Annotated in this window: 21 protein-coding genes; 14 read left to right on the forward strand and 7 right to left on the reverse strand. The window is 65.8% G+C overall.

The features are described from left to right. Nucleotides 1–26 precede the first annotated feature (26 nt). Genes ACR65K_RS19710 through ACR65K_RS19720 form a run of 3 tightly spaced genes read right to left on the reverse strand, consistent with a single transcriptional unit; the run spans nucleotide 27 to nucleotide 2,156 of the window. Nucleotides 27–587 (reverse strand): hypothetical protein, encoded by a 561-nt coding sequence (locus tag ACR65K_RS19710; RefSeq protein ID WP_056331720.1) that lies wholly within the window; start codon nucleotides 585–587, stop codon nucleotides 27–29. Beyond that, a complete protein-coding gene (locus ACR65K_RS19715) occupies nucleotides 574–1,371 on the reverse strand; it encodes an alpha/beta hydrolase (protein ID WP_056331718.1) in 798 nt (265 codons plus the stop codon). Before ACR65K_RS19715 ends, ACR65K_RS19710 begins: the two co-directional genes overlap by 14 nt. Beyond that, the gene (locus ACR65K_RS19720; RefSeq protein ID WP_440154634.1) at nucleotides 1,368–2,156 is read right to left on the reverse strand and encodes an alpha/beta hydrolase; all 789 of its coding nucleotides are present in this window, start codon (nucleotides 2,154–2,156) and stop codon (nucleotides 1,368–1,370) included. Before ACR65K_RS19720 ends, ACR65K_RS19715 begins: the two co-directional genes overlap by 4 nt. A 111-nt stretch (nucleotides 2,157–2,267) precedes the next feature. Between ACR65K_RS19720 and ACR65K_RS19725 the strand changes: the two genes are divergently transcribed. Together ACR65K_RS19725 and ACR65K_RS19730 are read left to right on the forward strand one after the other, a co-directional pair. After that, nucleotides 2,268–3,107, forward strand: coding sequence for a lysophospholipid acyltransferase family protein (locus ACR65K_RS19725; RefSeq protein ID WP_056331713.1), 840 nt, complete (start codon nucleotides 2,268–2,270; stop codon nucleotides 3,105–3,107). A gap of 98 nt (nucleotides 3,108–3,205) precedes the next feature. Further along, on the forward strand, nucleotides 3,206–4,597 hold the full coding sequence (locus tag ACR65K_RS19730) for a class II 3-deoxy-7-phosphoheptulonate synthase (RefSeq protein ID WP_056331711.1): 1,392 nt from the start codon (nucleotides 3,206–3,208) through the stop codon (nucleotides 4,595–4,597). Between the two features lie 70 nt (nucleotides 4,598–4,667). On the opposite strand, the gene pknB is transcribed toward ACR65K_RS19730, so the two are convergent. Together pknB and ACR65K_RS19740 are read right to left on the reverse strand one after the other, a co-directional pair. Further along, nucleotides 4,668–6,761, reverse strand: a complete 2,094-nt coding sequence (pknB, locus tag ACR65K_RS19735; protein ID WP_056331709.1) for a Stk1 family PASTA domain-containing Ser/Thr kinase — start codon at nucleotides 6,759–6,761, stop codon at nucleotides 4,668–4,670. A gap of 101 nt (nucleotides 6,762–6,862) precedes the next feature. Further along, a complete protein-coding gene (locus tag ACR65K_RS19740) occupies nucleotides 6,863–8,254 on the reverse strand; it encodes a lytic transglycosylase (protein WP_440154635.1) in 1,392 nt (463 codons plus the stop codon). Nucleotides 8,255–8,503: 249 nt separating this feature from the next. Here ACR65K_RS19740 and ACR65K_RS19745 point away from each other — a divergent pair, with 249 nt between their 5' ends. Continuing rightward, nucleotides 8,504–8,857: an Rv2175c family DNA-binding protein gene (locus tag ACR65K_RS19745; protein ID WP_056331706.1), complete on the forward strand. Its 354-nt coding sequence runs from the start codon at nucleotides 8,504–8,506 to the stop codon at nucleotides 8,855–8,857. Between the two features lie 9 nt (nucleotides 8,858–8,866). Here the strand turns inward: ACR65K_RS19745 and ACR65K_RS19750 are convergent, their stop codons facing one another. Further along, on the reverse strand, nucleotides 8,867–9,961 hold the full coding sequence (locus tag ACR65K_RS19750) for a polyprenyl synthetase family protein (protein ID WP_056331704.1): 1,095 nt from the start codon (nucleotides 9,959–9,961) through the stop codon (nucleotides 8,867–8,869). Further along, on the reverse strand, nucleotides 9,958–10,482 hold the full coding sequence (locus tag ACR65K_RS19755) for a hypothetical protein (RefSeq protein WP_440154636.1): 525 nt from the start codon (nucleotides 10,480–10,482) through the stop codon (nucleotides 9,958–9,960). The genes ACR65K_RS19750 and ACR65K_RS19755 overlap by 4 nt, the downstream gene beginning before the upstream one ends. Nucleotides 10,483–10,604: 122 nt before the next feature. Between ACR65K_RS19755 and dinB the strand changes: the two genes are divergently transcribed. The 11 genes from dinB to ftsW all read left to right on the forward strand — a co-directional run bounded on the left by dinB (nucleotide 10,605) and on the right by ftsW (nucleotide 24,207). Further along, on the forward strand, nucleotides 10,605–11,837 hold the full coding sequence (dinB, locus tag ACR65K_RS19760; protein ID WP_440154637.1) for a DNA polymerase IV: 1,233 nt from the start codon (nucleotides 10,605–10,607) through the stop codon (nucleotides 11,835–11,837). A gap of 253 nt (nucleotides 11,838–12,090) precedes the next feature. After that, nucleotides 12,091–12,462 carry an SCO2097 family morphological protein gene (locus tag ACR65K_RS19765; RefSeq protein WP_056331699.1) on the forward strand — a complete coding sequence of 124 codons (372 nt, stop codon included), beginning with the start codon at nucleotides 12,091–12,093 and terminating at the stop codon, nucleotides 12,460–12,462. 345 nt (nucleotides 12,463–12,807) lie between these two features. Further along, nucleotides 12,808–13,236 carry a division/cell wall cluster transcriptional repressor MraZ gene (mraZ, locus tag ACR65K_RS19770; protein ID WP_018763545.1) on the forward strand — a complete coding sequence of 143 codons (429 nt, stop codon included), beginning with the start codon at nucleotides 12,808–12,810 and terminating at the stop codon, nucleotides 13,234–13,236. 166 nt (nucleotides 13,237–13,402) lie between these two features. Continuing rightward, entirely contained in the window at nucleotides 13,403–14,395 is a 993-nt protein-coding gene (gene rsmH, locus ACR65K_RS19775; protein ID WP_440154638.1) for a 16S rRNA (cytosine(1402)-N(4))-methyltransferase RsmH, read from the forward strand. Next, complete coding sequence (gene ftsL, locus ACR65K_RS19780; RefSeq protein WP_440154639.1) at nucleotides 14,392–15,138, forward strand: cell division protein FtsL; 747 nt, start codon at nucleotides 14,392–14,394, stop codon at nucleotides 15,136–15,138. The genes rsmH and ftsL overlap by 4 nt, the downstream gene beginning before the upstream one ends. Before the next feature lie 48 nt (nucleotides 15,139–15,186). After that, nucleotides 15,187–16,992 carry a peptidoglycan D,D-transpeptidase FtsI family protein gene (locus tag ACR65K_RS19785; protein ID WP_440154640.1) on the forward strand — a complete coding sequence of 602 codons (1,806 nt, stop codon included), beginning with the start codon at nucleotides 15,187–15,189 and terminating at the stop codon, nucleotides 16,990–16,992. Nucleotides 16,993–17,088: 96 nt separating this feature from the next. Next, nucleotides 17,089–18,720 (forward strand): UDP-N-acetylmuramoyl-L-alanyl-D-glutamate--2,6-diaminopimelate ligase, encoded by a 1,632-nt coding sequence (locus ACR65K_RS19790; RefSeq protein WP_440154641.1) that lies wholly within the window; start codon nucleotides 17,089–17,091, stop codon nucleotides 18,718–18,720. A 6-nt stretch (nucleotides 18,721–18,726) separates the two neighbouring features. Further along, nucleotides 18,727–20,190, forward strand: a complete 1,464-nt coding sequence (locus tag ACR65K_RS19795) for a UDP-N-acetylmuramoyl-tripeptide--D-alanyl-D-alanine ligase (protein ID WP_056331689.1) — start codon at nucleotides 18,727–18,729, stop codon at nucleotides 20,188–20,190. Continuing rightward, the gene (gene mraY / locus ACR65K_RS19800; RefSeq protein WP_056331687.1) at nucleotides 20,187–21,296 is read left to right on the forward strand and encodes a phospho-N-acetylmuramoyl-pentapeptide-transferase; all 1,110 of its coding nucleotides are present in this window, start codon (nucleotides 20,187–20,189) and stop codon (nucleotides 21,294–21,296) included. The genes ACR65K_RS19795 and mraY overlap by 4 nt, the downstream gene beginning before the upstream one ends. Next, nucleotides 21,278–22,855, forward strand: coding sequence for a UDP-N-acetylmuramoyl-L-alanine--D-glutamate ligase (gene murD / locus ACR65K_RS19805; RefSeq protein ID WP_056331686.1), 1,578 nt, complete (start codon nucleotides 21,278–21,280; stop codon nucleotides 22,853–22,855). The genes mraY and murD overlap by 19 nt, the downstream gene beginning before the upstream one ends. Nucleotides 22,856–22,857: 2 nt before the next feature. Then, nucleotides 22,858–24,207 (forward strand): putative lipid II flippase FtsW, encoded by a 1,350-nt coding sequence (gene ftsW / locus ACR65K_RS19810; protein WP_056331684.1) that lies wholly within the window; start codon nucleotides 22,858–22,860, stop codon nucleotides 24,205–24,207. Nucleotides 24,208–24,212: the final 5 nt, after the last annotated feature.

Consider the following 24,212-nt stretch of genomic DNA (forward strand, 5'->3'; position numbering starts at 1 on the left):
ACGGCGGCAGGTCGGCGGGAAGGACGCTAAACCCTTGCGCCGTCGTCGTCCCCGTTCTTCTCCTGGGGCAGTTTCATGATCAGGTACACGGTTCCAAGCACGAACGCGGCAACAATGCCGACGATGGCGAGCAGGGGCGCCGCGCGCCAGAACATCGCCGACAGCAGCAGTGCCACCGGTCCGCCCACCGCCCCAAGCCAGGCCAGCATGGTCAGGGGGTCGGCGCCGGCCAGGCTGGGCGGCTCCTCCGGCACGAACTCCCCGCCGTCGTCGTCCACCTCATAGTCCCGCGGTCCCTCCGGGGATTCCTGCGCGGCATCCTGCCCGCCCGCTGCCGCCTGGCGCTGCGCCGCGGACAATTCGGCGGGCGGTGCCCCCGCCAGGCCTAGGGGGTCGAAATCGCGGAAGGCGGACTGCGTCGGCTTTTCCGGTGCAGGTTCCGTCTCCGCCGGCAACTGTTCCCCGGGCGTCGGGGAATCGGGGCGAAGGGCCACCGTGTCCGATTCGAGCCGTGCCACCAGGTCCAGCCACACGGCGTCGTCCTGGTTGGCGCCCTGGTCCGGCTGCCCGGAATCAGGCCTGTTCACTGCGGACCTCCCGTCCCGGTCCCGCCGGCCCGGACTCCAGCACGCGCCGGACAAAGTCCACCGACCCTTCAAAGATACGGTCGGCGTCGTTGTCCAGGGTGGCGACGTGGTAGCTGTTCTCAAGCCGGACCACTTCCAGGGGAGCGTTGGCCAGCCCGCGCCGCAGGACATCCATGCTGGCATCGGACACCACGTGGTCCACAGTTGAGCGGTACACCTGGACAGGCGCTGTAACGCGGGGGAGGAGCCGGACGGTGTCCTTGAACATCTTGTTGAGCTCGTGGGCTGCGGCCACAGGGGTGCGGGCATACGCGCCCTCGTCCACCCCGGCTTTGAGGATGTCATTGCCAATGGACGGGGTGCTCTTCAGGACCAGCTTGAGGAGTCCGGCCAGCGATGCACGGGGATCATCAATGACGAGGCCGGGATTGACCAGGAGCACCCCGGCGACGGGGCGGGTAGCGGCGAGGCGCAGGGCCAGCGCTCCGCCCATGCTCAGGCCGGCCGCAAAGACCTGGTCGCACTCGGCGTCCAGTTCCAGGAAGGCGTCGTCCAGGGCACCGTGCCATTGCTGCCAGCGGGTCCGGGCGAGGTCCTGCCATGTGGTCCCGTGGCCTGGCAACAGCGGCATCCGGACGGCGAAACCGGCCTCGGCGAATGCCATGGCCCAGGCACGCAGGCCATGGGGGCTTCCCGTGAAGCCGTGGGAGAGGACAACGCCGGTGCGGGCCCCTTCGCCGCTGAAGGCGCTGCTGAAGGGGCTGTGGTCCGGGCCTGACGTCATGTCGTCTCCAAGGTGCTGGTTCGGCGGGCGTGGGCGGCGACGAAATTTGCCGACCCGGCGAAAATTGCGGGCGCGTCAACGTCCAGAGTAGCCACATGTCCGCTGCTGGCAAGGTCGGTCACGTCTGTGAGGTTCCCGCCCAGCGCTTTGCGCAGCAGCGCCAGCGAGGTAGGCGGAACAACTGCATCGGTGCGGGACTTGAAGACCTGCACGGGGGCGTCCACGCCCGGCAGCCCGCGCACCGCTGCCCCGAAGAGTTTCTTGAGCTCATGCACGGCAGCCAGCGGAGTCAGTGAATAGTCGCCGTCGTCCGTCGCTGGTGCCCCGGTCTGGTCCTCCTGGAGCGGGACGGTGGTCCGCTGGAAGTACTTAAGGAGGCCGATGATCCGCACCCGCCGGTCATAAAAGCTCAGGCCCGGGTTGACCACGCTCACCCCTGCGACGGGGTGGCGGGACGCCGCAAGCAGTGCGATGGCGCCGCCCATCGACAGGCCGGCCGTGAAGCAGATGTCGGTCCGCCCTGCCAGCTCGAGGAATGACTCCTCGTAGCTGCGGTACCAGTCCTTCCAGCCGGTCCTGGCAAGCTGGCGCCAGTCCGTGCCGTGGCCGGGCAGGAGGGGGACGGACACGGCATACCCCAGCTCCGCCAAGTGCTGCGCCCACGGCATGATGCTCAGCGGGCCGCCGGTGAATCCGTGGCAGATGGCCACTCCAATGCGGGCATTGGCGCCGTGCCCTGGATAGCTGAAAGCGGCCGGACGGGACGGGGTGCTGCTTTCAGTCATGACTCCATCGTGTCACTGTTCCAGCCAAATCTCACTAGAGTAGGGTTGCATTGAATCGCTGGCCAGGCCCGATGCAGGGCCTGGGGGCTGCCTTCCGGAGAGGTTCACCACGTGTTCTATTGGGTCATGAAAAGGATCTTCCTCGGTCCGGTGATCAAGCTGCTGTTCCGGCCGTGGGTCAAGGGCCTGGACAACATTCCGGCGCAGGGGGCCGCCATCATCGCCTCCAACCACCTGTCGTTTTCCGACTCAATCTTCATGCCGCTCATGGTGCGGCGGCCCGTGGTCTTCCTGGCAAAGTCCGAATACTTCACTGGCACGGGAATCAAGGGCAGGCTGACGGCCGCGTTCTTCCGCCTCACCAACCAGCTGCCCATGGACCGGTCCGGAGGCGCTGCCTCCGCCGCGTCCCTGAACGCCGGCATGGAAGTCCTCAACGCAGGCGGACTGCTGGGCATCTACCCCGAAGGCACCCGCAGCCCGGACGCGCGCTTGTACCGCGGCAAGGTGGGCGTGGCCAGGCTGGCCCTGGAGGCCGGGGTCCCGGTGATTCCGGTTGCCATGATCGGCACCGACAAGGTCCAGCCCATCGGCAAGCGGCTGCCCAACATCCGAAGGATCGGGATGATCTTCGGTGAACCGCTGGATTTCAGCCAATACCGGGAGCAGGCGGAGGACAGGACGGTCCAGCGGAAGGTCACGGATGACATCATGACGCACCTGATGAAGCTGTCCGGGCAGGAATACGTGGACGAATACGCCGCCGTGGTGAAGCTCCGGCTCGCCGGCAAGGATGGAGAACCCGTGGCCGCTGCCGAGCCGCTTGCCGCCCCTGTGGCGTCCGAAGGCATGTTTGTCCAGGACGCCGGTTCCGGCCGTCCGGCCGCCGGGCACTCCGGTGCCGGGGACGGCGCCGTGGAGGACGACGCCGGCACGTCAGCGGCAGGGTAGCGGAACCTTCCGATGGACGCGCCACGGTTGTGACGGCGACAGCGGGCAGCGTGACGGCCCGGTGCCCGGCGGTGCCGCCCTGCCGTTAGTCTTAGAGGGTGACTGAGCTATCTGCAAAACCCGCCTTTTCGCTGTCCAGCACCGCCCAGAGCGGAGCCGCCAACTATCCCGGACTGGACCACTGGCGGGACCTTCCCATCTCCCAGCAGCCAAGCTGGCAGGACCGGGATGTTTTCGAGGCGTCGGTAAAGGAACTGTCCGCCCTTCCGCCGCTGGTGTTCGCCGGCGAAGTGGACGTCCTGCGTGAACGCCTGGCTGCTGCTGCCCAGGGCAAGGCGTTCCTGCTGCAGGGCGGTGACTGCGCCGAAACCTTCGAGGCCGCGACGGCTGACAAGATCAGCGCCCGCGTCAAGACCATCCTCCAGATGGCGGTGGTGCTCACCTACGGCGCAGCGATGCCCGTCATCAAGATGGGCCGGATGGCGGGACAGTTCGCCAAGCCCCGCTCCTCCAATGACGAAACCCGTGACGGGGTTACCCTGCCCGCCTACCGCGGCGACATCGTCAACGGCTACGATTTTACCCCCGAGTCACGCGGGCACGACGCCTCCAGGATGCTGCGCGCCTACCACACCTCCGCGTCCACGCTGAATCTGATCCGGGCCTTCACTCAGGGTGGCTTCGCGGACCTGCGCTCTGTGCACCAGTGGAACAAGGGCTTCACCGAAAACCCTGCCCACGCCCGCTACGAGTCCCTGGCGCGCGACATCGACCGGGCCATCAAGTTCATGGCGTCCTGCGGTGCCGACTTCGAAGCGCTCAAGCGGGTGGAGTTCTTCGCAAGCCACGAGGCCCTGCTGCTCGATTACGAACGCGCCCTTACCCGCATCGACTCCCGCACCGGCTTCCCCTATGACACTTCCGCGCACTTCCTCTGGATCGGGGAGCGCACCCGCGAGCTGGACCACGCCCACGTCGATTTCCTGTCCCGGGTGCGCAACCCCATCGGCGTCAAGCTCGGGCCGTCCACCACCGGTGACGACGCCCTCCGCCTCATCGACAAGCTGGACCCGGAGCGCGAACCCGGCCGGCTCACTTTCATCACCCGCATGGGCGCCGGAAACATCCGCGAAAAGCTGCCGGCCGTCGTCGAAAAGGTCACCGCTTCCGGCGCCCAGGTCCTCTGGGTCACGGACCCCATGCACGGCAACACCGTCACGTCGCCCAACGGGTACAAGACGCGCAATTTCGACGACGTCATTGACGAGGTGCGCGGCTTCTTCGAGGTGCACCACGGGCTGGGGACGGTGCCGGGTGGACTGCACGTCGAAATGACCGGCGACGACGTCGCCGAGTGCCTGGGCGGCGCGGACCCGATCGACCAGGAGGCCTTCCTGGACCGCTACGAGTCGGTCTGCGATCCCCGCCTGAACCACATGCAGTCGCTTGAGATGGCGTTCCTGGTGGCCGGCGCCCTCGCCAAGCATTAGGGATCAGAGCAACACACCGGAAAAGGGTGGGCCGGCGGCGCCGGCCCACCCTTTCCTGCAGGACGCGGGGCTACACCACGGTGATGGTGATGACGGAGCCTTCCGGGACTTCTTTGTTCACCGGCGACTGGTCCCGGACCGTGCCGAAGAAGCCGCCCAGGATGTTGTTAACCCGCACCTCGAAGCCCAGGGCTTCCAGCGCCTTGCGGGCCTCACCTGCCTGCTTGCCGATGTAGCTCGGAACCGCCACCATCCTGGGGCCCTTGGAAACGGTCAAAGTGACAGTGCCGCCACGGGTCAGTGTCCCGCTGGCAGGGGACTGGCTGACGACGGCGCCCGCCGGGATCTTCCGGTCGAATACCTTCTCCGGGTCGACTTCTGCCGTAAGCCCTGCCGCCTTGACCGCGGCCACGGCGTCATCAGCGGACTTCCCGACCACCGAAGGGACCGGGATGGGCTGCGGACCCTTGGAAACAACAATCGCCACGGGCGTGCCGTGCCGTGCAGGCGTGCCGGCAGCAGGATCCTGCGACAGCACCGTGCCCGCTGCTGCCTTTTCATCGAACTGTTCCGTGACAGTGCCTAATGCCATCTGGTCCGCGTTGAGGGAGTTCTTCGCCTCTGCCAGAGTTCCGCCGGTCAGTTTGGGCAAGGGGAAGAGCTGCGGACCCTTTGAAACCAGCAGTGAGACGGGCTGAAACTTCCGGATCTCCGTCCCGGCAGCGGGCTCCGTGCCTACCACCAGTCCTGTGGGCACCTGGTCGTCGAACACGTCGCTCGTGGTGGACCGGAAGCCCACCCCGCCCAGCAACTGCTGGGCCTGCGCCACCGTCTTGTTGGCCACGGCCGGTACAGCGGCAGCAGCCCCCGGGCCCATTCCGAAGAACCACCCGGCACCCGTGGCCAGGAGGGCAGCGATGATGAGGACCAGGACCCACAGGACGCCACGGCGGCGGGGATTTCCTTCGTGCAGCGTACGCGCCGGCGTGGCAGCGGCCAGGGCGCGGAGTTTCTCGCTTTCCCTGTCCGCCCGGCGCTGGGCCCGCTTTCCCTGCCGCGGCGGCGGGGGAGACCATCCGCTGTCGGCATCGTCGTCGTCGGGCAGCGCCAGCCCGGGACGCTGGTGGTAGTCCCCCGGGGCGGCAGGTCCCGCCGCTCCCGGCCGGGCCGGTACGCCTGGCTGCCGTCCGGGTGGATAGGCAGGCGCGGCAGGCCGGGAGGGAGGCATCAGCGTCGTGGGATTGCTGCGGCGGGCCAGGACCTCCGTTTGGTGTTGGGACCCGGCGGCAGAGGCGGCAGGAGGCTGCAGGTCCAGTTCGGCATCGGTGAGGTTGGTCCGGATGTGGCGCAGTTCCTGCAGCAGCGCGTTGCCGTCCACCGGCCGTTTCTCCGGATCATTGGCAGTACACCACTGCACCAGTTCGTCCACTTCCGCCGCCAGCCCAGGCACAAGGGCCGACGGCGGGCCCACTGTTCCGTTGACATGCTGGTAGGCCACCTGGATGGGCACTTCGCCCTCGAACGGCTGCCTGCCGGTCAGCATCTCGTACAGCATGATGCCCACGGAATAGACGTCGCTGCGCTCGTCCGCCGGCTTGCCCAGCACCAGTTCCGGCGAGATGTAGGCAACGGTTCCGATCAATGCCCCGGTGCTGGTTGAACTGGTGACGGCGCGGGCCAGGCCAAAGTCGCCGATCTTGATCCTGCCGTCATCGGCGATCAGGACGTTTTCGGGCTTCACGTCACGGTGGATGAAACCCGCGGCGTGCGCTGCACCCAGCCCCTCCACCACTGGATCGATCAGCGCCAGCGCCAGCCGTGGCGGCAGGGCACCCCTGTCCCTGAGGACGTCCCTCAGCGTGTGGCCCTTGATGTACTCCATGACGAGGTAGGCGGCGGTGCCGTCATTGCCCTGGTCCAGGACACCCACCACGTGCGGATGGGACAACCGGGCGGCAGCCTTCGCCTCCCGGCCCAGCCGGTCCAGGAAGTTTTCGTCAGCAGCGAGGTGGGGGTGCAGGACCTTCAATGCCACTTCGCGGTCCAGCCGTTGGTCCACGGCCAGGTAGACAGTGGACATGCCGCCGCGGGCAAGCCGGGAGGTGACTGCATAGCGGTTGTCCACCAGCGTCCCTGCAACTGGGTCTGACACGTGTTCCTGCACCTTACGATCCTAATCCCGCAGCAAAACGGCGTCCGACACGAAAGCGGGTCCGAACCGGTAACGGTTCGGACCCGCGCGCAGGAACCGGCCAGTGGCGAGGCTCAGCGGAAGTTCTTCTGGTGCGCCTTGATGGCGGCGAGGTAGGCCTTGGTGTCGTCGTACATGCCGTACTTGCTCACCGAGTACTGGCCCTGGTAGTAACCCGCAATAGCAGTGTCCTGGTCCTTGCTGGTTGCCAGCAGCTGCCGGATGATGGCCACGCCGGCTGTGGCGTTGTCGTACGGGTCCAGGAGGTTCAGCTTCCGTCCCACCAGGTCCGACGCCCACTGCCCGGAACTGGGGATGACCTGCATGGTGCCGATGGCGTTGGCCGGTGACACGGCGCGCTGGTTGAAACCCGATTCCTGGAAGGCGAAGGCAAGGGCCAGGGAAGGATCAACACCCATCCGGCGTGCGGTGTCGGCCACGATGTTCTTCATTTCCTCCCGCGAGGGAACAGGCGAGGCATTCAGCAATGCCTTATTCTCATTCGCCGAGCTGACCACAGCGGCCGGGTAGCTGAAGCCAAGGAAGGAGCTGGGGACCAGGGGCGCGGCGGGAGCCTGCGGCGCCGCGGGTGCCGGCTGGGGAGCGGGCTGGGCGGAGGCGCCGGGAATCACCAGCTTGCTGCCGGGGTAGATGATGCTGGTCATGCCCAGCTTGTTCGCGGAGAGCAGGTCGGCGAGCTTCACTCCGTTCCGGGAAGCAATTGCCGAGAGCGTGTCGCCGGCTTTGATGGTGTAGGAACCCGCTGCCGGTGCTGAGGTGGCTGCCAGCGGTGCCGGTGCGGCAGGGGCGGGGGCGGCCGGGGCAGGGGCGGGGTCTCCGCCGCCCACCTTGATCTTCTGCCCCGGGTAAATGATCGAGCGCATGGAGAGGTTGTTCCAGGCGAAGACGTCGGAAAGCGCCACGTTGTGCTTTGCCGCTATGGCACCCAGGGTGTCGCCCGGTTTCACCGTGTAAGTTGCCCCGCCTGCAGGGGAAGGAGCTGCCGGGGCAGCCGCCGGTGCAGGAGCGGCCGCAGGTGCGGCCGGTTGGGCCGAGCCGGACAGCTTGAGCTTCTGGCCCGGGTAAATGATGGTGTTGGCCTGCAGGTTGTTGAGCTTGAGGATTTCCCCGGTGTCCAAGCCGAAGCGGCCGGCGATGGCGCTGACTGTGTCACCCCGGACAATCGTGTACTCCGCCGGGGCGGCCGGCTGCGCGGGCTTGAAGGCCGCCGGAATGGTGGTGGAGACAACAGCAGCGGGGATGACTGCTCCGGCCGCTTTTGCTGCAGCCTGGGCCTTCATTGCTGCTGCCAGGCTGCTGGGGATATTCCGGGCCGGCTGCTGTGCGGCAGCAGGCTGGGCAAGGGCCAATGATGACAGTACGACCGCTGGCAGTGCCGCAGTGGTGGCGGCAATCATGGGCAGACTCGGCTTGGGGGGCTGCTTGGGCGAGCGGGACATCGTCATCGGAAGGAATCCTCTTCTCAACTGCGGGTGCGGACGCGGGCGGGGATGCCGCTGTCAATCTTGATACTACTGTGACTTAAGTTATTAGTGTTACAACTGTGATGAATGTGAATCTCTCACGAATTTTGGATTAGCACAACAATTTTCGGATTCCGCGTAATGCCCTCTTTATGGGAGTGTCCGCAGGCCAAGAGCGGAATGATTTGCCCGGACTAGGCGCGAAGGCGCGCCGCGTGGCAACCTTGATCCGTGAATAACGTAGAAAACCTGGTGGGCCAGTGGTTGCCGCTGCCCGACGTAGCCCGTTTATTGGATGTTTCCGTCACCAAGGTCCACAGCCTGATCGACGAACACGCCCTCGCGGCATTGCGCGTTGGAGACCGGAAGATCCGGTCGGTTCCCGCGGAATTTATCCAGGACGGCCAGGTGGTGGACAGCCTTAAGGGGACCATCGTGGTGCTGGCAGATGCCGGTTATTCGGACGAGGACCTTATTGTGTGGCTTTTTACCGCCGACGAGTCGCTTCGCGGCCGCCCTATCGATGCCCTGCGGGAAGGCCGCAAGACCGAAATCAGGCGCAGGGCCCAGACCTTGGCCTGGTAGCCGCCGGGATCAGGAGGCTCGGCTGACGGTCGCTTCAGCCAGCCTCCGCAGGGCAGTCTTAGGCAATTCTTCCAACTCAAGCCCGTCCAGGGCATCAAATGCTGCCGCGCCGAATTCGTTAATTAGGACTTCGGTGGCCTGCAGTGCCCCTGAGTCCTCGATAATCCGGCGGATTTCGACGATGTCGGATTCGGACAGGTCCGGCCTGCCGAGGCTGGCATCAATGAAGGCGGACTCTTCCGGCGAAGCCTGGTCCAGTGCGAGGGCCACCAGAACGGTCCGCTTCCCTTCACGCAAATCGTCGCCGGCCGGCTTGCCTGTAGTGAGCGGATCTCCAAATACCCCCAGGACGTCGTCGCGGAGCTGGAACGCTTCGCCGAGGGGGAGGGCGAATGAGGAGTAGCCGCGGAGCAGGTCATTGGACGCTCCGGCCAGGGCTCCGCCCAATGCCAGTGGGTGCTCCGTGGAGTACTTGGCGCTCTTGAACCTGATGATGGACTGCGCCCTGCCGACGGCACCCGCGCGGTCCCGGACTGGACCGGCCACTTCTTCCAGGATGTCCAGGTACTGACCGGCCATGACCTCGGCGCGCATCAGGTTGAAGATCAGCCTGGCCCTGCTTCCGGATGCCGCCCGCTCGCCGATATCGGTGAACGCCTCTTCGCTGAAGGACAGGCAAAGGTCACCCGCCAGGATGGCGGCCGCCTGGCCAAACCGTTCGCTGTCCAGTGCCCACCCCTGGGAAGTGTGCAGCTGGCTGAAGCGGCGGTGGACGCTGGGGCCTCCCCGCCGGGTGTCCGAACGGTCGATGATGTCGTCGTGGATCAGGGCGGCGGCCTGGAACAGCTCAAGCGCTGCGCCGGCCGTGACCACCTGGCTGGCCCCGGCCTCACCGCCGGCGCCCCGCCAGCCCCAGTAGCACATCAGGGCACGCAGGCGCTTGCCGCCCGTCACCAAATTCGAGATTGAGCCCATGATGGGCTCAATGTCCGGGGAAATGCCGGACATGACCGACTGTCGTGCCGTGAGGAAACTGGTCAGCTCGCCGGCAACCCCCGCAACGAAATCAGCCTGTTCATTCCGCAACTGCTCCGCGGCGGTCACTTGGCTGACTCGACTGCCACGTTGGCACCGATGGTGAAAGTGGAAACACCGGCGGCCTCGACCACGGAGAGGTTGACGGTCTCGTTGTCACCGCGGACGAAATCCTTCGAAGCGACTGCGCCCACTTTGTCGCCGGGAACGGCCTTGAAACCCTGGCCTTCCAGAGTCTTTGAATAGAAGTCCAGGACGGAGGCCGTGGGGGCCTTGACGCTCCCCACCATTGCGGCTGTTGCAGGCGCTTTAGCTTTGTCAAAGCTGCTGGATACCACGGTCGCCCCCGGCATCAGGGGCAGGAGTTGCTGAGGGAACCCTTCCACCACGGCTCCGACTGTTGCGGAGGTGTTGGGCGACGGCGACGGGCTGGGGGAGGCGGTCAGGGTGGATTGGGTGGCAGCAACGGACGTGGAGGGATTTGGCTCTGCCTGTCCGGACGGGGTCTGGCTGCATGCCGCCAGGGTCAGTGCCCCGATGGCGGCAAGTGCGGCCAGGCCAGCCGGCTTGAAGTTTCCAATAGCCGTCACAGAGACTTTCCTCCTGGTGTTGTTGGCGGAACCAGCCTCCAGTTTAGCCAGCCTGACCTGCGGTCCTGACAAACCGGGCAGTCCGGCGAACCGATAGGATTGGATCCGTGGGGCCCGCAGGTATGAACCAGCCATCCGCCGCGCGCCCTCCGGGCCGCAGGCCCACGTGCATCATGCATGTGGACATGGATGCTTTCTTCGTTTCGGTGGAGCTCCGGACGCGCCCGGAGCTCCGCGGCAAGCCCGTCATTGTCGGCTTCCCCGGGGAGCGTTCGGTGGTCCTCTCGGGGTCCTACGAGGCCCGCGCCTTTGGCGTCAAATCGGCAATGCCCATGGCTGTGGCAATGCGGATGTGCCCACGGGCGGTGGTCATTGAACCCCGGCACAAGCTGTACTACGAGGTGTCCGGGCAACTGATGGCCATCTTTGAGTCCATTACCGGCCTCGTCGAGCCGCTCAGCGTTGACGAGGCCTTCCTTGACGTTACCGGAGCACTGCGGCGTCTGGGGCCGCCCAGGGGAATCGGTGAGCTCATCCGCCGGCGGGTGGCAGCTGAACTTGGCATCACTGCATCGGTGGGGATCGCGGAAACCAAGTTCGTGGCGAAGGTCGCCTCCACGCGGTGCAAGCCCGACGGCCTGCTGCTCATCGGCCCGGACGAAACCGTTCCATACCTTCACAGCCTGCCGGTAGGTGCCCTCTGGGGCGTTGGCGCCAAGACCGGGGAGGTTCTCGCGAAGATGGGGATCAGGACTGTGGCGGACGTTGCGGCGACCCCCGTGTCCTCCTTGAAAAAGGTCCTTGGCGCCACCGGCGAACACGTGCACCAGCTTGCCTGGGGAATCGATCCCCGTCCCGTTACCCCGGTGCGCCTGGAAAAGAGCATTGGTGCCGAAGAGACCTTTGCGGTAGACACCACTGATGATGCCCTCCTTCGCCGGGAACTGCTGCGGCTCTCCCACCGCACCGCCACCCGCCTCCGGAGCTCCGGAATGGTGGCCCGGACCGTAGCGCTGAAGCTGCGTTTCGCCGACTTTTCCACCATCACGCGCAGCAGGACGGTCCAGACGCCGGTGGATAGTGCCCAGCTGGTCTATGCGGTGGCACTCCAGCTCCTGGAGTCGGTGGGGACCCGGCCCATGGCTGTGCGGCTGGTGGGGGTCAGGGCTGAGCAGTTGGAGGAAGCGGCCCGCACCTCGCTCCAGCTAAGCATTGACCGCAGGGAAGAGAACTGGCGGGCAGCTGAACAGGCACTGGACGAGGTGGCGCGCAAATTCGGCAGCAAGTCCGTCCTGCCCGCCCGCCTGATGGAGCAGGAAAACCGGCCGGTAGACGGTTCGCAGCGGCCCGCCTAAGGGGTCCGGCAAAGTCATTGCCGTCTTTCAGATCAGGCCTCAACAATCTATCCTTATAGATACATAGTTTTCGAGTGAATGGACTTACTGCCGGACCCTCTTGGACATGCTCCCGCTCCCGCGAACGCATGCTGCATTCCTGTTTTGGCCACTGTCGGCGAGGCGGGAACTTTCCAGCAACAGCAGGCGTTTCAACGGTGTAGAAGTAGTGGCTGGGATCAGCCCGGACGTTGGCCTACAAAAGGAGGTCGTGATGCCGCTGTCGGAGCACGAACAGAAGCTGCTTGAGCAGCTTGAAAAGCAGCTTCACGAGGACGACCCGAAGTTCGCGAACTCAATGGGTTCGGACCCGGGACGTTCCTGGTCCACGAGGCATGTGGTTATTGGGGTTCTCTGCGCCCTTGCCGGCGTCTTCCTGCTGCTGGTCGGTGTCACGCTCCAGAACATTTTCGTCGGCGTGCTGGGCTTCGTGGTGATGGGCGGGGGAGTCTACTTCGCCACCATGCGCAGTTCCCGCGGAACGGGCGGGGCCAAGGCCGGAGGGGGGAAACCCGGCAAGCAACGGAGTTCGTTCATGAGCAACCTTGAAGAGCGCTGGGACGAGCGCCGCCGGGGTGAGCCGTAAGCAGTAAGGACCCCGGGTGCCAGGCTCCTCCACTTCGCTCCCCTGACAGAAGGGGATGGCACGAAAAGACCCGCTACGGCGGGTCTTTTCGTGTTTAAGGGGCTATTCCAAGCCTGCCTCGTAACGCATCCATGGCAGCGGCTTGCCCACTTCATGCGAAAAGTCCTCCACTTTCCACCACCGCCCCAAATCCCCGCCGTTTCAAGGCCCTTTTCCCACAATCCGCCCGCTGCAAGAAGCGTTTTGCGTTGACTGTGGTGGAAAGTGGAGTAATGTGGAGGACATAAGAGGGTGGTTGCAACATAGGGGATGTGCAGTTCCTGACGGCGGACAGGCGGTGGGCCAGTGTTTCTGGGCACTCACTCGCCGCGTCTGGATGAAAAGGGACGGATCATTCTCCCCGCCAAGTTCCGTGAGGAGCTTGCCAGCGGTCTGGTGCTCACAAGGGGCCAGGAACGTTGCATCTACGTCTTCAGCGAGAAGGAATTTGCACGGGTCCACGAGCAGATGCGGGAGGCACCAATCTCCTCCAAGCAGGCGCGTGACTATATCCGCGTATTTCTCTCTGGAGCCTCGGATGAGGTACCTGACAAGCAGGGGCGCGTGACCATTCCACCGGCGCTCCGGGAGTATGCAGGACTCGGAAGGGAACTCGCCGTTATCGGCGCCGGTACCCGCGCCGAGATCTGGGACGCCCAGGCTTGGAATGAATACCTTGCGGAGAAGGAGACAGCCTTCTCCGAAACTGACGATCCCATTCCGGGCATTCTCTGAATTCCGGAGCGGGGCAGCAGGGGTTTCTTGGATGAGATCTCCAGCCGGCCCATCGGCTGCCAACCTGGCTCACCTTCCCCGGAGCCAGGCGGGCGGAACGGTAGGCGCGGATGGGGATCTGGTCCAAGGAACAGCAGGTGACAACGACGGCGGGAAAGGACCAGGCATGACCGATCAACCCAAGCCCACGTCCGAACGCCATGTGCCGGTCCTTCGCGACCGGTGCATCAATTTGTTGGCACCGGGATTCGAAGCAGCAAGACTGCGCGGTGAGACCCCCATTGCCGTTGATGCAACCCTGGGCATGGGCGGTCACTCCGAGGCAATGCTCCAGCGCTTCCCCGACCTCCACCTCATCGGCATTGACCGTGATGAGGAAGCACTGGCCCTGGCGGGAGAGCGGCTCGCTCCGTTCTCCGCGCGGACTGACCTGGTCCACGCCGTGTACGACGAAATCCAGGACGTCCTGGAAGACCTCGGTGTACCTGAAGTCCACGGAATCCTGATGGACCTGGGTGTTTCGTCCCTGCAGCTGGATGAGCGGGGGCGCGGTTTCGCCTACTCCTTTGATGCGCCTCTGGACATGCGCATGGATACCAGCCGGGGCCAGACCGCAGCGGACGTCGTCAACACTTACAGCGAAGAGGACCTGGTCCGGATCATCCGCAAATGGGGCGAGGAAAAGTTCGCCGGCCGGATCGCCAACAGGATCGTCGCGGCGCGTGCCGTCAAGCCATTCACCACCACGGGCGAACTGGTGGAGCAGATCCGTTCCGTGGTTCCCGCCTCGGCGGCGAAGTCAGGTGGACATCCTGCCAAGCGGACTTTCCAGGCCCTGAGGATCGAGGTCAACGAGGAACTCGACGTCCTGGAACGTGCCGTTCCCGCTGCCGTCGCTTCCCTGGCCCTCGGCGGCCGCATCGTGGTCATGTCCTACCACTCGCTGGAAGACAAGATTGTCAAAGGCGTTTTCCAGGCCCGCTCCAAGTCTTCTGCTCCGCTTGGCTTCCCCGTTGAGCTGGAAGAGCACAAACCCGAACTCAAGACCTTGACCAAGGGCACCGAGGTGCCCACCGCCGTCGAAATCGCCGAAAATCCACGCGCTGCCTCCGCCAGGCTTCGCGCGGCAGAACGTATCAGAGCCAGGAGAGCTGCATGAGCACCGCCGCCGTCAAGAACTTTCCCGTTGTCTCCGGCAGTTCGGCGGCCGACACCAGGCGTGCGGCTGAACAGGCCGGGGGCCGGAAGGGCCGCACCCCGCTTTCCGTGGTCCGCACGGCGCCGCGAAAGCGCCGGGCGCCGTTCGTGGTCCTGTGCTTCGCCATGCTCGCCGTAGCGTTGATGGCGGTGCTGGTCCTGAATATCTCGGTGTCCACGGCGCAGTACCAGTTGGTGGAGCTGCGTGCCAAACAGAGCACACTGACCAAGACGAACCAGGACCTCACCCAGCAGGTGCAGAGTTTCGAGGCCCCGCAGAACCTGGCGGCCAAGGCCACCGAACTGGGAATGGTGGCATCCACCGTCAAGGGCCAAATCGACCTGTCCACGCTGTCAGTGACCGGGAAAGCGACCCCGGCGGTCAAGGGCGCAGCATCAGGAGCCGTCATTCCGTCGCCGGCAGTGGCAGGCCAGCTGATTGTGCCGCCCGCGTCCCAGAGCGCAGATTCAAAGGATGCGAACTCCAAGGATGCCAAGTCCAAGGATCCAAAGTCCAAGGATGGACAGTCCAAGGACGCGGCGGCGGATAAGGCCACGACGCCGGATGCCGGCAAGGCTCCTGCCGCCGCTCCCTCCGCGGATGCTGCCCAGGCGGCTGCCGCCCAGGCCGCCGCAGCCGCTCCGGCCCCCGAGCTTCACGGCGGCTCCGTCCCGGCGCCCCAGCAGAAGGTCCCCGGACAGTAGGCCAGCAGGCAGGACAGGCAGCAGCGTCGAGCAGCAAGGAATATCACGGTGGCGGAGACGACCGGCAAGGCAGGAAAAAGCAAGGCACCGAACGCCACCAAGCGCTTGCGCCTGGGGCTGGGCGTCATGCTCACGCTCCTGCTGGTGGTGGGCGGGAAGCTCTTCCTGGTCCAGGGGCTCGACGTCGGCGGCATGGCCGAGGCGGCACTGAACAGCCGGATGACCTCGGCGATCCTTCCGGCTGAGCGGGGCAGTATCCTGGACTCCCGCGGCACCGTCCTGGCCAACAGCGTGATCCGTTACAACATTGTGGTTGACCAGCGTGTCAACACGAAAACAGAGGCCTACAAGCGGCTGGAGCCCCAGGCCGACGGCCACGACAAGCTGGTGGATGTCAGCCGCGACCAGGCAATTTCCGAACTTGCCGCCGCGCTGGGCATGGACACCAACGCCGTCCGTGACGCGGTGACAGGGGAACAGCCCTATTACATTGTGGCCAAGGACGTAAAGCCTGACGTCGAGGACCGTATCTCCAAGCTCCAGGTTCCCGGCATTGTCGCCGAGGGTGTGAGCAAACGCGTCTACCCGAACGGTGCCGTGGCAGGCGGAGTTGTCGGCTTCCTCCAGGACGGCACCACCGGCCTGGCCGGGATCGAGCAGACGCAGGACGACCAGCTCAAGGGCAAGGACGGCAAGCGCCTGTTCGAGATCGGCGCCGACGGGCTCCGCATCCCGGTGGGTCTGGACGAGCTGACCCCGCCGCAGAACGGCAAGGACGTCAAGCTCACGCTCAACTCGGATCTTCAGTATTTTGCGCAGCAGGCAGTCCAGAGCCAGGCGGACAAACTCAGTGCCGAATGGGGCGTCATCATCGTGATGGACGCCAAGACCGGGAACCTGCTTGCCCTGGCCGACACCAACTCCCCGGACCCCAACAACCCCGGCCTGGTGGCAGCCAAGGACCGTGGCGTCCGGTCCGTAACTGCGGCTTATGAGCCCGGTTCGGTGGAGAAGATGATGACGGCGGCGGCCGTGATCGATGAAGGACTTGCCAGCCCCCTGGACCACTTCACCATTCCGCCCACCTACACCGTGGACGGCCAGACCTTCAGTGACGCGTTTGCCCACGGCACGGAGGAACGGACGCTGGCGGGCATCATCGGCTATTCCATGAATACCGGAACGGTCATGGCGGGGCAGCGGCTCAGCAAGGAGCAGCGGTACGACTGGCTGAAGAAGTTCGGGATCGGCGAGGCTCCGGACATCGGGCTGCCCGCCACGGCAGCGGGCATCCTCACGCCCCCGGACCAGTGGGACGGACGCCAGCAGTACACCGTCCTGTTCGGGCAGGGCGTTTCCCAGTCCACGCTCCAGACGGTCCGTGCCTACCAGAGCATCGCCAACAACGGCGTCATGCTCCAGCCGCGGCTGATCGATTCGTACATTTCCCCTGACGGTACCGAGGAGAAAGTTCCCGCCCAGCCGTCGCGCCAAATTGTCTCCGAAGGCACGGCCCAGCAGGTCCAGGACATCCTGGAAAGCGCCGTCACCGAAGGCGAGATCAAGGACGCAGGGATCGACGGGTACCGCGTGGGAGCCAAGACCGGGACATCCGAATCACCCTGCGACGACGGCAAGTCCGGCTACTGCGGGTACACGGCCTCCATTGTGGGAATGGCGCCGATGGATGATCCGCGGTTTATTGTGGAGGTGGTCCTCCAGCGGCCGAAGGGCAGCATCTACGGCATTACCAACGGGCCGGTTTTCCGGTCCGTCATGAGCCAGGCGCTGCGGACCTACAACGTCCAGCCTTCGACCGGCCAGCCGGCCAGAATGCCGCAGTACGCCAAGTAGCCGCTGCGCCCCGCCGGAAGTACCAGCAGCATCCAGCGCCTCACAGTGCCCGGCGCGAACCATGCCGGGCACGCACTAGCACCATCGGAGATCCCTTTGTCAGAGTTCACCACGCCCGGCAGCGATACTGCGCGGGACGAAAATCCGGGCCGCTTCCGGCCCGCAGCCGTGGCGGCGGTCCCGCTGGCCGCCGTCGGGCAGGCCGTGGGCGTATCCGTACCCGCTCCAGCCGCCGACGTGGACATCACTGGCATCTCCATCAACTCACGCACGGTCGAGCCCGGCGACCTGTACGTGGCCCTGCCGGGGGCCAGCAGGCACGGCGCCGACTTCGCCACGGACGCCATCGGTGCCGGGGCTGCAGCAGTCCTCACGGACGACGCCGGCGCGCGGCTGCTCGCCCTGTCCGCGGACACGCCCGTGCCCGTGCTCGTCGTCGACAAGCCGCGCAACGAGGTGGGACCCCTCTCCGCCATGATTTACCGGAGCCAGTCCGCCGACGGCCGTCCGCTGCAGCTTTTCGGCGTCACCGGGACCAACGGGAAAACCACCACCACCTACTTCATTACCTCGCTGCTGCGCGCGCTGGGGCGGCAGTCCGGCCTGATCGGCACCATCGAGATCCTGGCCGGCGGGGAGCCCATCCCCAGCCTCCTCACCACGCCGGAATCCCCGGAGGTTCACGGGCTCCTGGCGCTCATGCACCAGCGCGGGCTGGACGCCGCTGCCATGGAGGTGTCCTCCCATGCGATCTCGTACCAGCGGGTGGACGGCCTGGTCTTCGACGTCGCAGGGTTCACCAACCTCACCCAGGACCACCTGGACCTGCACCACACGATGGACGGGTACTTCGCCACAAAAGCAGAGCTCTTCACACCGGACCGCGCCCGCAGGGCCGTGGTGACGGTCGACGACGAGTGGGGCCAACGCCTTGCCGGCAACAGCGATGTGCCCATCACCACGCTCAGCACTACCGGCCGGACCACGGCGGACTGGACAGTCAGCGCTGCCTCGCCACGCGGGCTCGGCACCGACTTCACCCTTACGGGGCCCTCCGGTGCCGTCCTGAACGTCCACACCGGGCTGCCCGGCAGCTTCAACGTTGCCAACGCCGCCCTCGCGGCGCTCATGGTCCTCACGTCCGGAGTTGACGCCGCCGACCTGCAGGCCGCCCTGGACCGTGCCGATCCGTTCAGCACGGCAGTGCCGGGGCGCATGCAGCTGGTCGCCGAGCGGCCGGCCGCCGTCGTCGATTTCGCCCACAACACCGACGCCCTGGCACGGGCCCTGGAAGCAGTCCGCTCATCGGAACAGGACTCCCGCCTGATCGTTGTCTTCGGCGCCACGGGACAGCGCGACCAGGGCAAGCGCCCGGCCATGGGAGCCATCGCCGCCCGGCTTGCCGACACCGTGATCATCACCGACGACGACCCGCACGACGAGGACGCAGCAGCGATCCGGGCCGACGTGCTGGCCGGTGCGCGGGAAGCGGTGGAAAAGGAGTCCCTGGACACCGACCTGCTGGAGGTCTTTCCCCGGGACGAGGCCATCCGGCACGCCGCAGGCCTGGTACGGCCGCAGGACACTATCCTGGTGGCCGGCCGCGGCCATGAGATCTGGCAGGAAGTGAAAGGCGTGAACCTCGCGCTGGACGACAGGGTGGAACTGCGCAGCGCCTTGACAGCCAGGGGATTCAACGTTCTCCATGACGACCGGATAGAGTCCTAGACCGAGATGATTGCATTTACTGCGGCGGAAATCGCCGAAATCACCAGCGGGCGCCTGGACGCCAATCCCGGAATTACGCCCCTCTCGGTGGTGACGGATTCACGCGAAGCCACGCCCGGCTCGCTTTACGTCGCAAAGCCGGGCGAGCACGCCGACGGCCACGACTTCATCGACGCCGCCTTTGCCTCCGGAGCTGTCCTGGCCCTCGTCGAGCGCACGGTCGAAGCTCCGGGGGGCACCGCCTACCCGTCCATCGTGGTCGCCGACGCCGTCCTGGCAATGGGTGCCCTGGCTGCCGAAGCAGTCCGCCGCATCCGTGCCGCCCGTGCAGCAGCGGGGGAGCAGCTGACCGTCGTGGGCATCACCGGTTCGGCCGGCAAGACCACCACCAAGGACCTGTTGGCCGGGATCATGGCCACGCAAGGCAACACCGTCGCGCCCCAGGGCTCCTACAACGGTGAGGTGGGCGTTCCGCTGACCGTCTTCCGGGCTGACGCCGACACCCGCTACCTGGTCATCGAGATGGGGGCCACGGGTATCGGCCACATCCGCTACCTTGCGGAGATGGTCAAGCCGGACATCGGGGTGGTCCTGGCAGTGGGCACTGCACATGCCGGCGAGTTCGGAGGGGTGGAGAACATTGCGCTGGCCAAGGGCGAGATGGTTGAAGGCCTTTCCGGCGCCGGCACCGCCGTCATCAATCTCGACGACGAACGCGTCGCCGCCATGCGCAGCCGTACCTCGGCCAACGTCCTCGGCTTTTCCGCCGACGGACGCCAGGACGCGCAGATCCGGGCGCTCAATGCGGACACCAATGCCGCGGGCAGCCCCGAATTCGACCTGCAGCTGCCCAACGGCGATGCACCCCTCCACGTAAGCAGCCGGCTGATCGGGGCCCACCACACGGGAAACCTGCTGGCGGCCGCGGCAGCCGCATGGGCTGCCGGAGTTCCGGGAGAGCACATTGCTGCCTCGCTCAGCAGCCAGGCAGCCGCAAGCCGCTGGCGGATGGAACGCACCGAGCGGCCTGACGGCGTGACCATCATCAATGATGCCTACAATGCCAACCCCGAATCGATGCGCGCCGCGCTCCGAACGCTGGCAGACCTCGGCCGGGGCCGCCGCACCTGGGCCGTCCTGGGAGCCATGCTGGAACTGGGGGACGACTCCATCCGGGAGCACACCGCCGTGGGTACCCAGGTGGTGCGCCTCAACATCTCCCGGCTGCTGGTGGTGGGCCGGGAAGCGCGTGCCCTTTACGTCTCCGCGGTACAGGAAGGGTCCTGGGGCGACGAATGCCTCTTTGCCGAAACTGTGGATGAGGCCCACGAAATCCTCGACGCAGAACTCCAACCCGGCGACCTGGTGCTGTTCAAGTCCTCCAACAGTGTGGGGCTGCGCCATTTGGGCGATCGGATAGCATTACCCCCAACCCCGACCCCTGCCGACGAAAGGAGCACACTGCTGTGATTGCTCTGCTGATCGGCGCAGGCCTGGCCCTGCTGTTTGCCCTGGTGGGCACGCCCCTCTTCATCCGCCTGCTGGTGCACCGCGGCTATGGCCAATTCATCCGTGACGACGGCCCCACGTCGCACCACACCAAGCGTGGAACACCCACCATGGGCGGAACTGTCGTAGTGGCCGCCGTCCTGCTGAGCTACGGACTCACGCACCTCATCATGCTGATGATGAACCCTGGTTCCCCCGGGCCTTCAGCCTCAGCACTTATCCTGCTGTTCCTCATGGTGGGCATGGGCCTGGTGGGCTTCCTGGACGACTTCATCAAAATCTCGCGCCAGCGAAGCCTGGGCCTCAATGCCAAGGCGAAGCTCATCCTCCAGGCGGCCGTGGGCATCATCTTCGCCGTCCTGGCGTTGAACTTTCCCAACAGTGCAGGCCTGACCCCGGCGTCAACCAAGATCTCCCTGGTCCGCGACCTGCCGTGGCTCGACCTCGCCTTTGGCGGCACCGTCCTCGGCGCAATCCTGTTCGTCATCTGGTCCAACCTGATCGTCACCGCCGCCACCAACGGCGTGAACCTTACGGACGGCCTTGACGGCCTGGCCGCCGGTGCATCCATCATGGTGTTCGGCGCGTATACGCTCATGGGCATATGGCAGAACAACCAAGCCTGCGGCTCACCCAGGGAAGCCGGCAGCGGCTGCTACCTGGTCCGGGACCCCCTGGACCTCGCGCTGCTCGCGGCCATCCTTAGTGCTGCCCTGGTGGGTTTCCTCTGGTGGAACACCTCGCCGGCCAAGATCTTCATGGGCGACACCGGATCATTGGCCATTGGCGGTGCGGTGGCTGGTTTCGCCATCCTCTCCCGGACCGAGCTTCTGCTGGGCATCGTGGGCGGCCTCTTCGTGCTGATTACCCTGTCCGTCATCATCCAGGTGGGCTACTTCAAGGCCACTGGCGGAAAGCGCGTCTTCAAGATGGCGCCGCTGCAGCACCACTTCGAGCTGAAGGGGTGGGCCGAAGTGACCGTCGTTGTCCGGTTCTGGATCCTGGGCGGACTCTTCGTCGCCGCGGGCCTGGGCATTTTCTACGCTGAATGGGTTGTACTGCTGTGACCGTTTCCCCCCGCCTGGCAAACCTTGTCTCCTGGGACTCCGACTGGGCCGGCCTGCGCGTGGTCGTGACCGGCATTGGCGTGTCCGGCTTCGCCGCCGCAGACACCCTGATTGAACTCGGTGCACGCGTGGTGGTGGTGGACGCCGCCACCAGCGAAACAGCGCGTGCGCATGCCGATACGCTCAAGATCGTGGGCGCCGCCGATGTGCTGCTGGGACCGGACGCGGTCACCCACATACCGCGCGTCGACGGCGAACTTCCGGAACTGATCGTGACATCGCCCGGATGGCGGCCGGACCAGGCCCTCCTGGCTGCAGCAGCCCGGGCACACATCTCCGTCTGGGGCGACGTCGAACTGGCATGGCGCGTGCGGACCCGGGAGGGACGGAAAACGGCCGACTGGCTGGCAATCACCGGCACGAACGGCAAAACGACAACCGTTGGACTCACCGAATCGATGCTGCGTGCCGCCGGGCTCAAGGCAATCGCGGTCGGAAACGTCGGCACCCCCATCCTGGATGCCCTGCGCGACCCGGTGGAGTACGACGTCTTCGCCGTTGAGCTCTCCAGCTTCCAGTTGCACTGGGCGGAATCCGTGTCGCCGGTAGCCAGTGTCTGCCTCAACGTGGCCGAAGACCACGTGGACTGGCACGGTTCCTACGACTCGTACCTTGCGGACAAGGCCAAGGTCTACGAGCGGACCCGGAAGGCCTGCATCTACAACGCGGAGCAGGTGGAAACCGAGCGCATGGTGGAGAACGCGGATGTGGTGGAAGGCTGCCGCGCTGTCGGCTTCACCACAGTCACCCCCGCGGTCAGCATGCTCGGAGTCGTGGAAGGGCTCCTGGTGGACCGGGCGTTCATCGAGGAGCGCCGGAACAGCGCCGCCGAACTTGCCTCGATGGCCGACCTTGGTCCGCTGGCGCCACGGCACATGGTGGCCAACGCCCTCGCCGCCGCCGGCCTGGTGCGCGCCTACGGCGTGGATGCCAAGGCGGTCCGCCAAGGCATCCTGGACTACGTCCCGGGCGACCACCGCATCCAGCCCGTGGCCCGCATGGATGGGGTCCTCTGGGTCAACGACTCCAAGGCCACCAACCCGCATGCGGCGTCTGCTTCCCTGTCGGCCTTCACCAACGTGGTCTGGATTGCCGGCGGCCTCTCGAAGGGCGTCAGCTACGACGACCTGGTGAGGGACCACGCGGCGCGGCTCAAGGCCGTGGTACTGATCGGAACAGACACCTCACCGCTCCGGGAGGCCCTCCGGCGACACGCGCCCGATGTCCCGGTGATCGAACCGGGGGCAGGCGACACTGAAGGAGTGCAGACTGCTTCGGCGCCCGGTGGCACTCCTGCCGGTTCACCCGGCAACGGAGAACAGGTGATGTCCCGGGCCGTTGCGTCAGCAGCACAGCTTGCCGAACCCGGCGACACCGTGCTGATGGCTCCCGCAGCTGCTTCCATGGATCAGTTCTCTTCCTACGCTCACCGTGGCGGTACTTTCATCGACGCTGTCCGCGAGCTGGTGGAAGGGCAGGCCCAGACCGGCGAGGAGTAACAATGGTCAGCACGCCCACCCGGCCCAAGGGTGGCAAGCCCCAGGGTGTCAAAAGCCAGGGTGGCAAGCCCCGCCCCGGCTCCACGGCCACCCGGCAGCCTGCTTCGGCGGGCCTAAAGCTGCGGACCATCTACCGCCGGTTCTGGTCCGCGCTGGAGGGAACAGGCACGTCCCGGAACGGCTCCACGTACTACCTCATCCTCGGTGCCACACTCGCATTGACGGCCATCGGGATCATGATGGTCCTCTCCGCCTCCAGCGTTGAATCCATCGCTGCCGGAAAGTCCCCCTATGGTGATGCCTTGAAGCAGGGTGTCTTCGCCGCAATCGGGATCTTCACCATGTTCGTGCTCTCGCGGATCAATGTGGTGTGGCTGAAGCGGCTCGCATGGCCCGCCGTCGGTGCCGCCGTGCTGCTCCTGGGCCTGGTGCAGGTGGTTGGCGACGAAGTCAACGGCAACAAGAACTGGATCGACCTCGGCGGCATCACCTTCCAGCCTTCCGAAGCCGCCAAGCTGGCCCTCGCCCTGTGGCTGGCCACGGTGCTCGCCCGGAAGGGCAAACTGCTCAGTCGGTGGCAGCACGTGCTGGTCCCCGCAGTGCCCATGGCGGCCATCGTCATCGTGCTGATCCTGGTGGGCAACGACCTCGGAACGGCCATGATCATCATGATGATCGTCGCAGCGGCGCTGTTCTTCGCGGGTGTTCCGCTCTACCTCTTCGGCATCGCCGGCATCATCGCCGCTGCCGGCACCGCCGTCATGGCCGTCACCAGCTCCAACCGCATGTGCCGCATCACCTCGTGGTGGACCGGCCAGTCCTGCGCAGACGGTATCGACGCCAACTACCAGGCCACCAATGGAATGTACGGCCTTGCCTCCGGCGGTTGGCTGGGCGTGGGCCTGGGGCAGAGCCGGCAAAAGTACAGCTGGATCCCCGAAGCCCACAACGACTTTATCTTCGCCATCATTGGCGAGGAACTCGGCCTGGTGGGAACCGTCGTCGTCCTGATCCTGTTCGCCATCCTGGGCGCTGCCATCTACCGCGTGGTGGTGGCGCAGGAGGACATGTTCCACCGGGTCCTGGCCGGCAGCATCATGGTCTGGCTCCTGGGCCAGGCCACCGTGAACATGTCCGTTGTCACGGGTTTGATGCCGGTCATCGGCGTGCCGCTGCCGTTCATTTCCTACGGCGGTTCGGCCCTGCTGATGTCGCTGTGCGCCGTGGGGGTGGTCCTCTCGTTGGCGCGGGAGCAGATGGCCCCGGCTATTCGGCCCAAGCGGATGCTGAAGTTCAAGGCCCGGCCGGGGCGGGACAAGAACAAACCAAAGACATCCAGAAAGCGTGCCTAACTCCA

The sequence above is a fragment of the Arthrobacter sp. SAFR-179 genome (genome assembly GCF_059414945.1).

Excerpts from the sequence above, each read along its gene's own strand:
- ACR65K_RS19715 (WP_056331718.1), bottom strand. The coding sequence starts at position 1,371 with ATGACGTCAGGCCCGGACCACAGCCCCTTCAGCAGCGCCTTCAGCGGC.
- ACR65K_RS19720 (WP_440154634.1), bottom strand. The coding sequence starts at position 2,156 with ATGACTGAAAGCAGCACCCCGTCCCGTCCGGCCGCTTTCAGCTATCCA.
- ACR65K_RS19740 (WP_440154635.1), bottom strand. The coding sequence starts at position 8,254 with ATGACGATGTCCCGCTCGCCCAAGCAGCCCCCCAAGCCGAGTCTGCCC.
- dinB (WP_440154637.1), top strand. The coding sequence starts at position 10,605 with ATGAACCAGCCATCCGCCGCGCGCCCTCCGGGCCGCAGGCCCACGTGC.
- ACR65K_RS19765 (WP_056331699.1), top strand. The coding sequence starts at position 12,091 with ATGCCGCTGTCGGAGCACGAACAGAAGCTGCTTGAGCAGCTTGAAAAG.
- rsmH (WP_440154638.1), top strand. The coding sequence starts at position 13,403 with ATGACCGATCAACCCAAGCCCACGTCCGAACGCCATGTGCCGGTCCTT.
- ftsL (WP_440154639.1), top strand. The coding sequence starts at position 14,392 with ATGAGCACCGCCGCCGTCAAGAACTTTCCCGTTGTCTCCGGCAGTTCG.
- ACR65K_RS19795 (WP_056331689.1), top strand. The coding sequence starts at position 18,727 with ATGATTGCATTTACTGCGGCGGAAATCGCCGAAATCACCAGCGGGCGC.
- murD (WP_056331686.1), top strand. The coding sequence starts at position 21,278 with ATGGGTTGTACTGCTGTGACCGTTTCCCCCCGCCTGGCAAACCTTGTC.
- ftsW (WP_056331684.1), top strand. The coding sequence starts at position 22,858 with ATGGTCAGCACGCCCACCCGGCCCAAGGGTGGCAAGCCCCAGGGTGTC.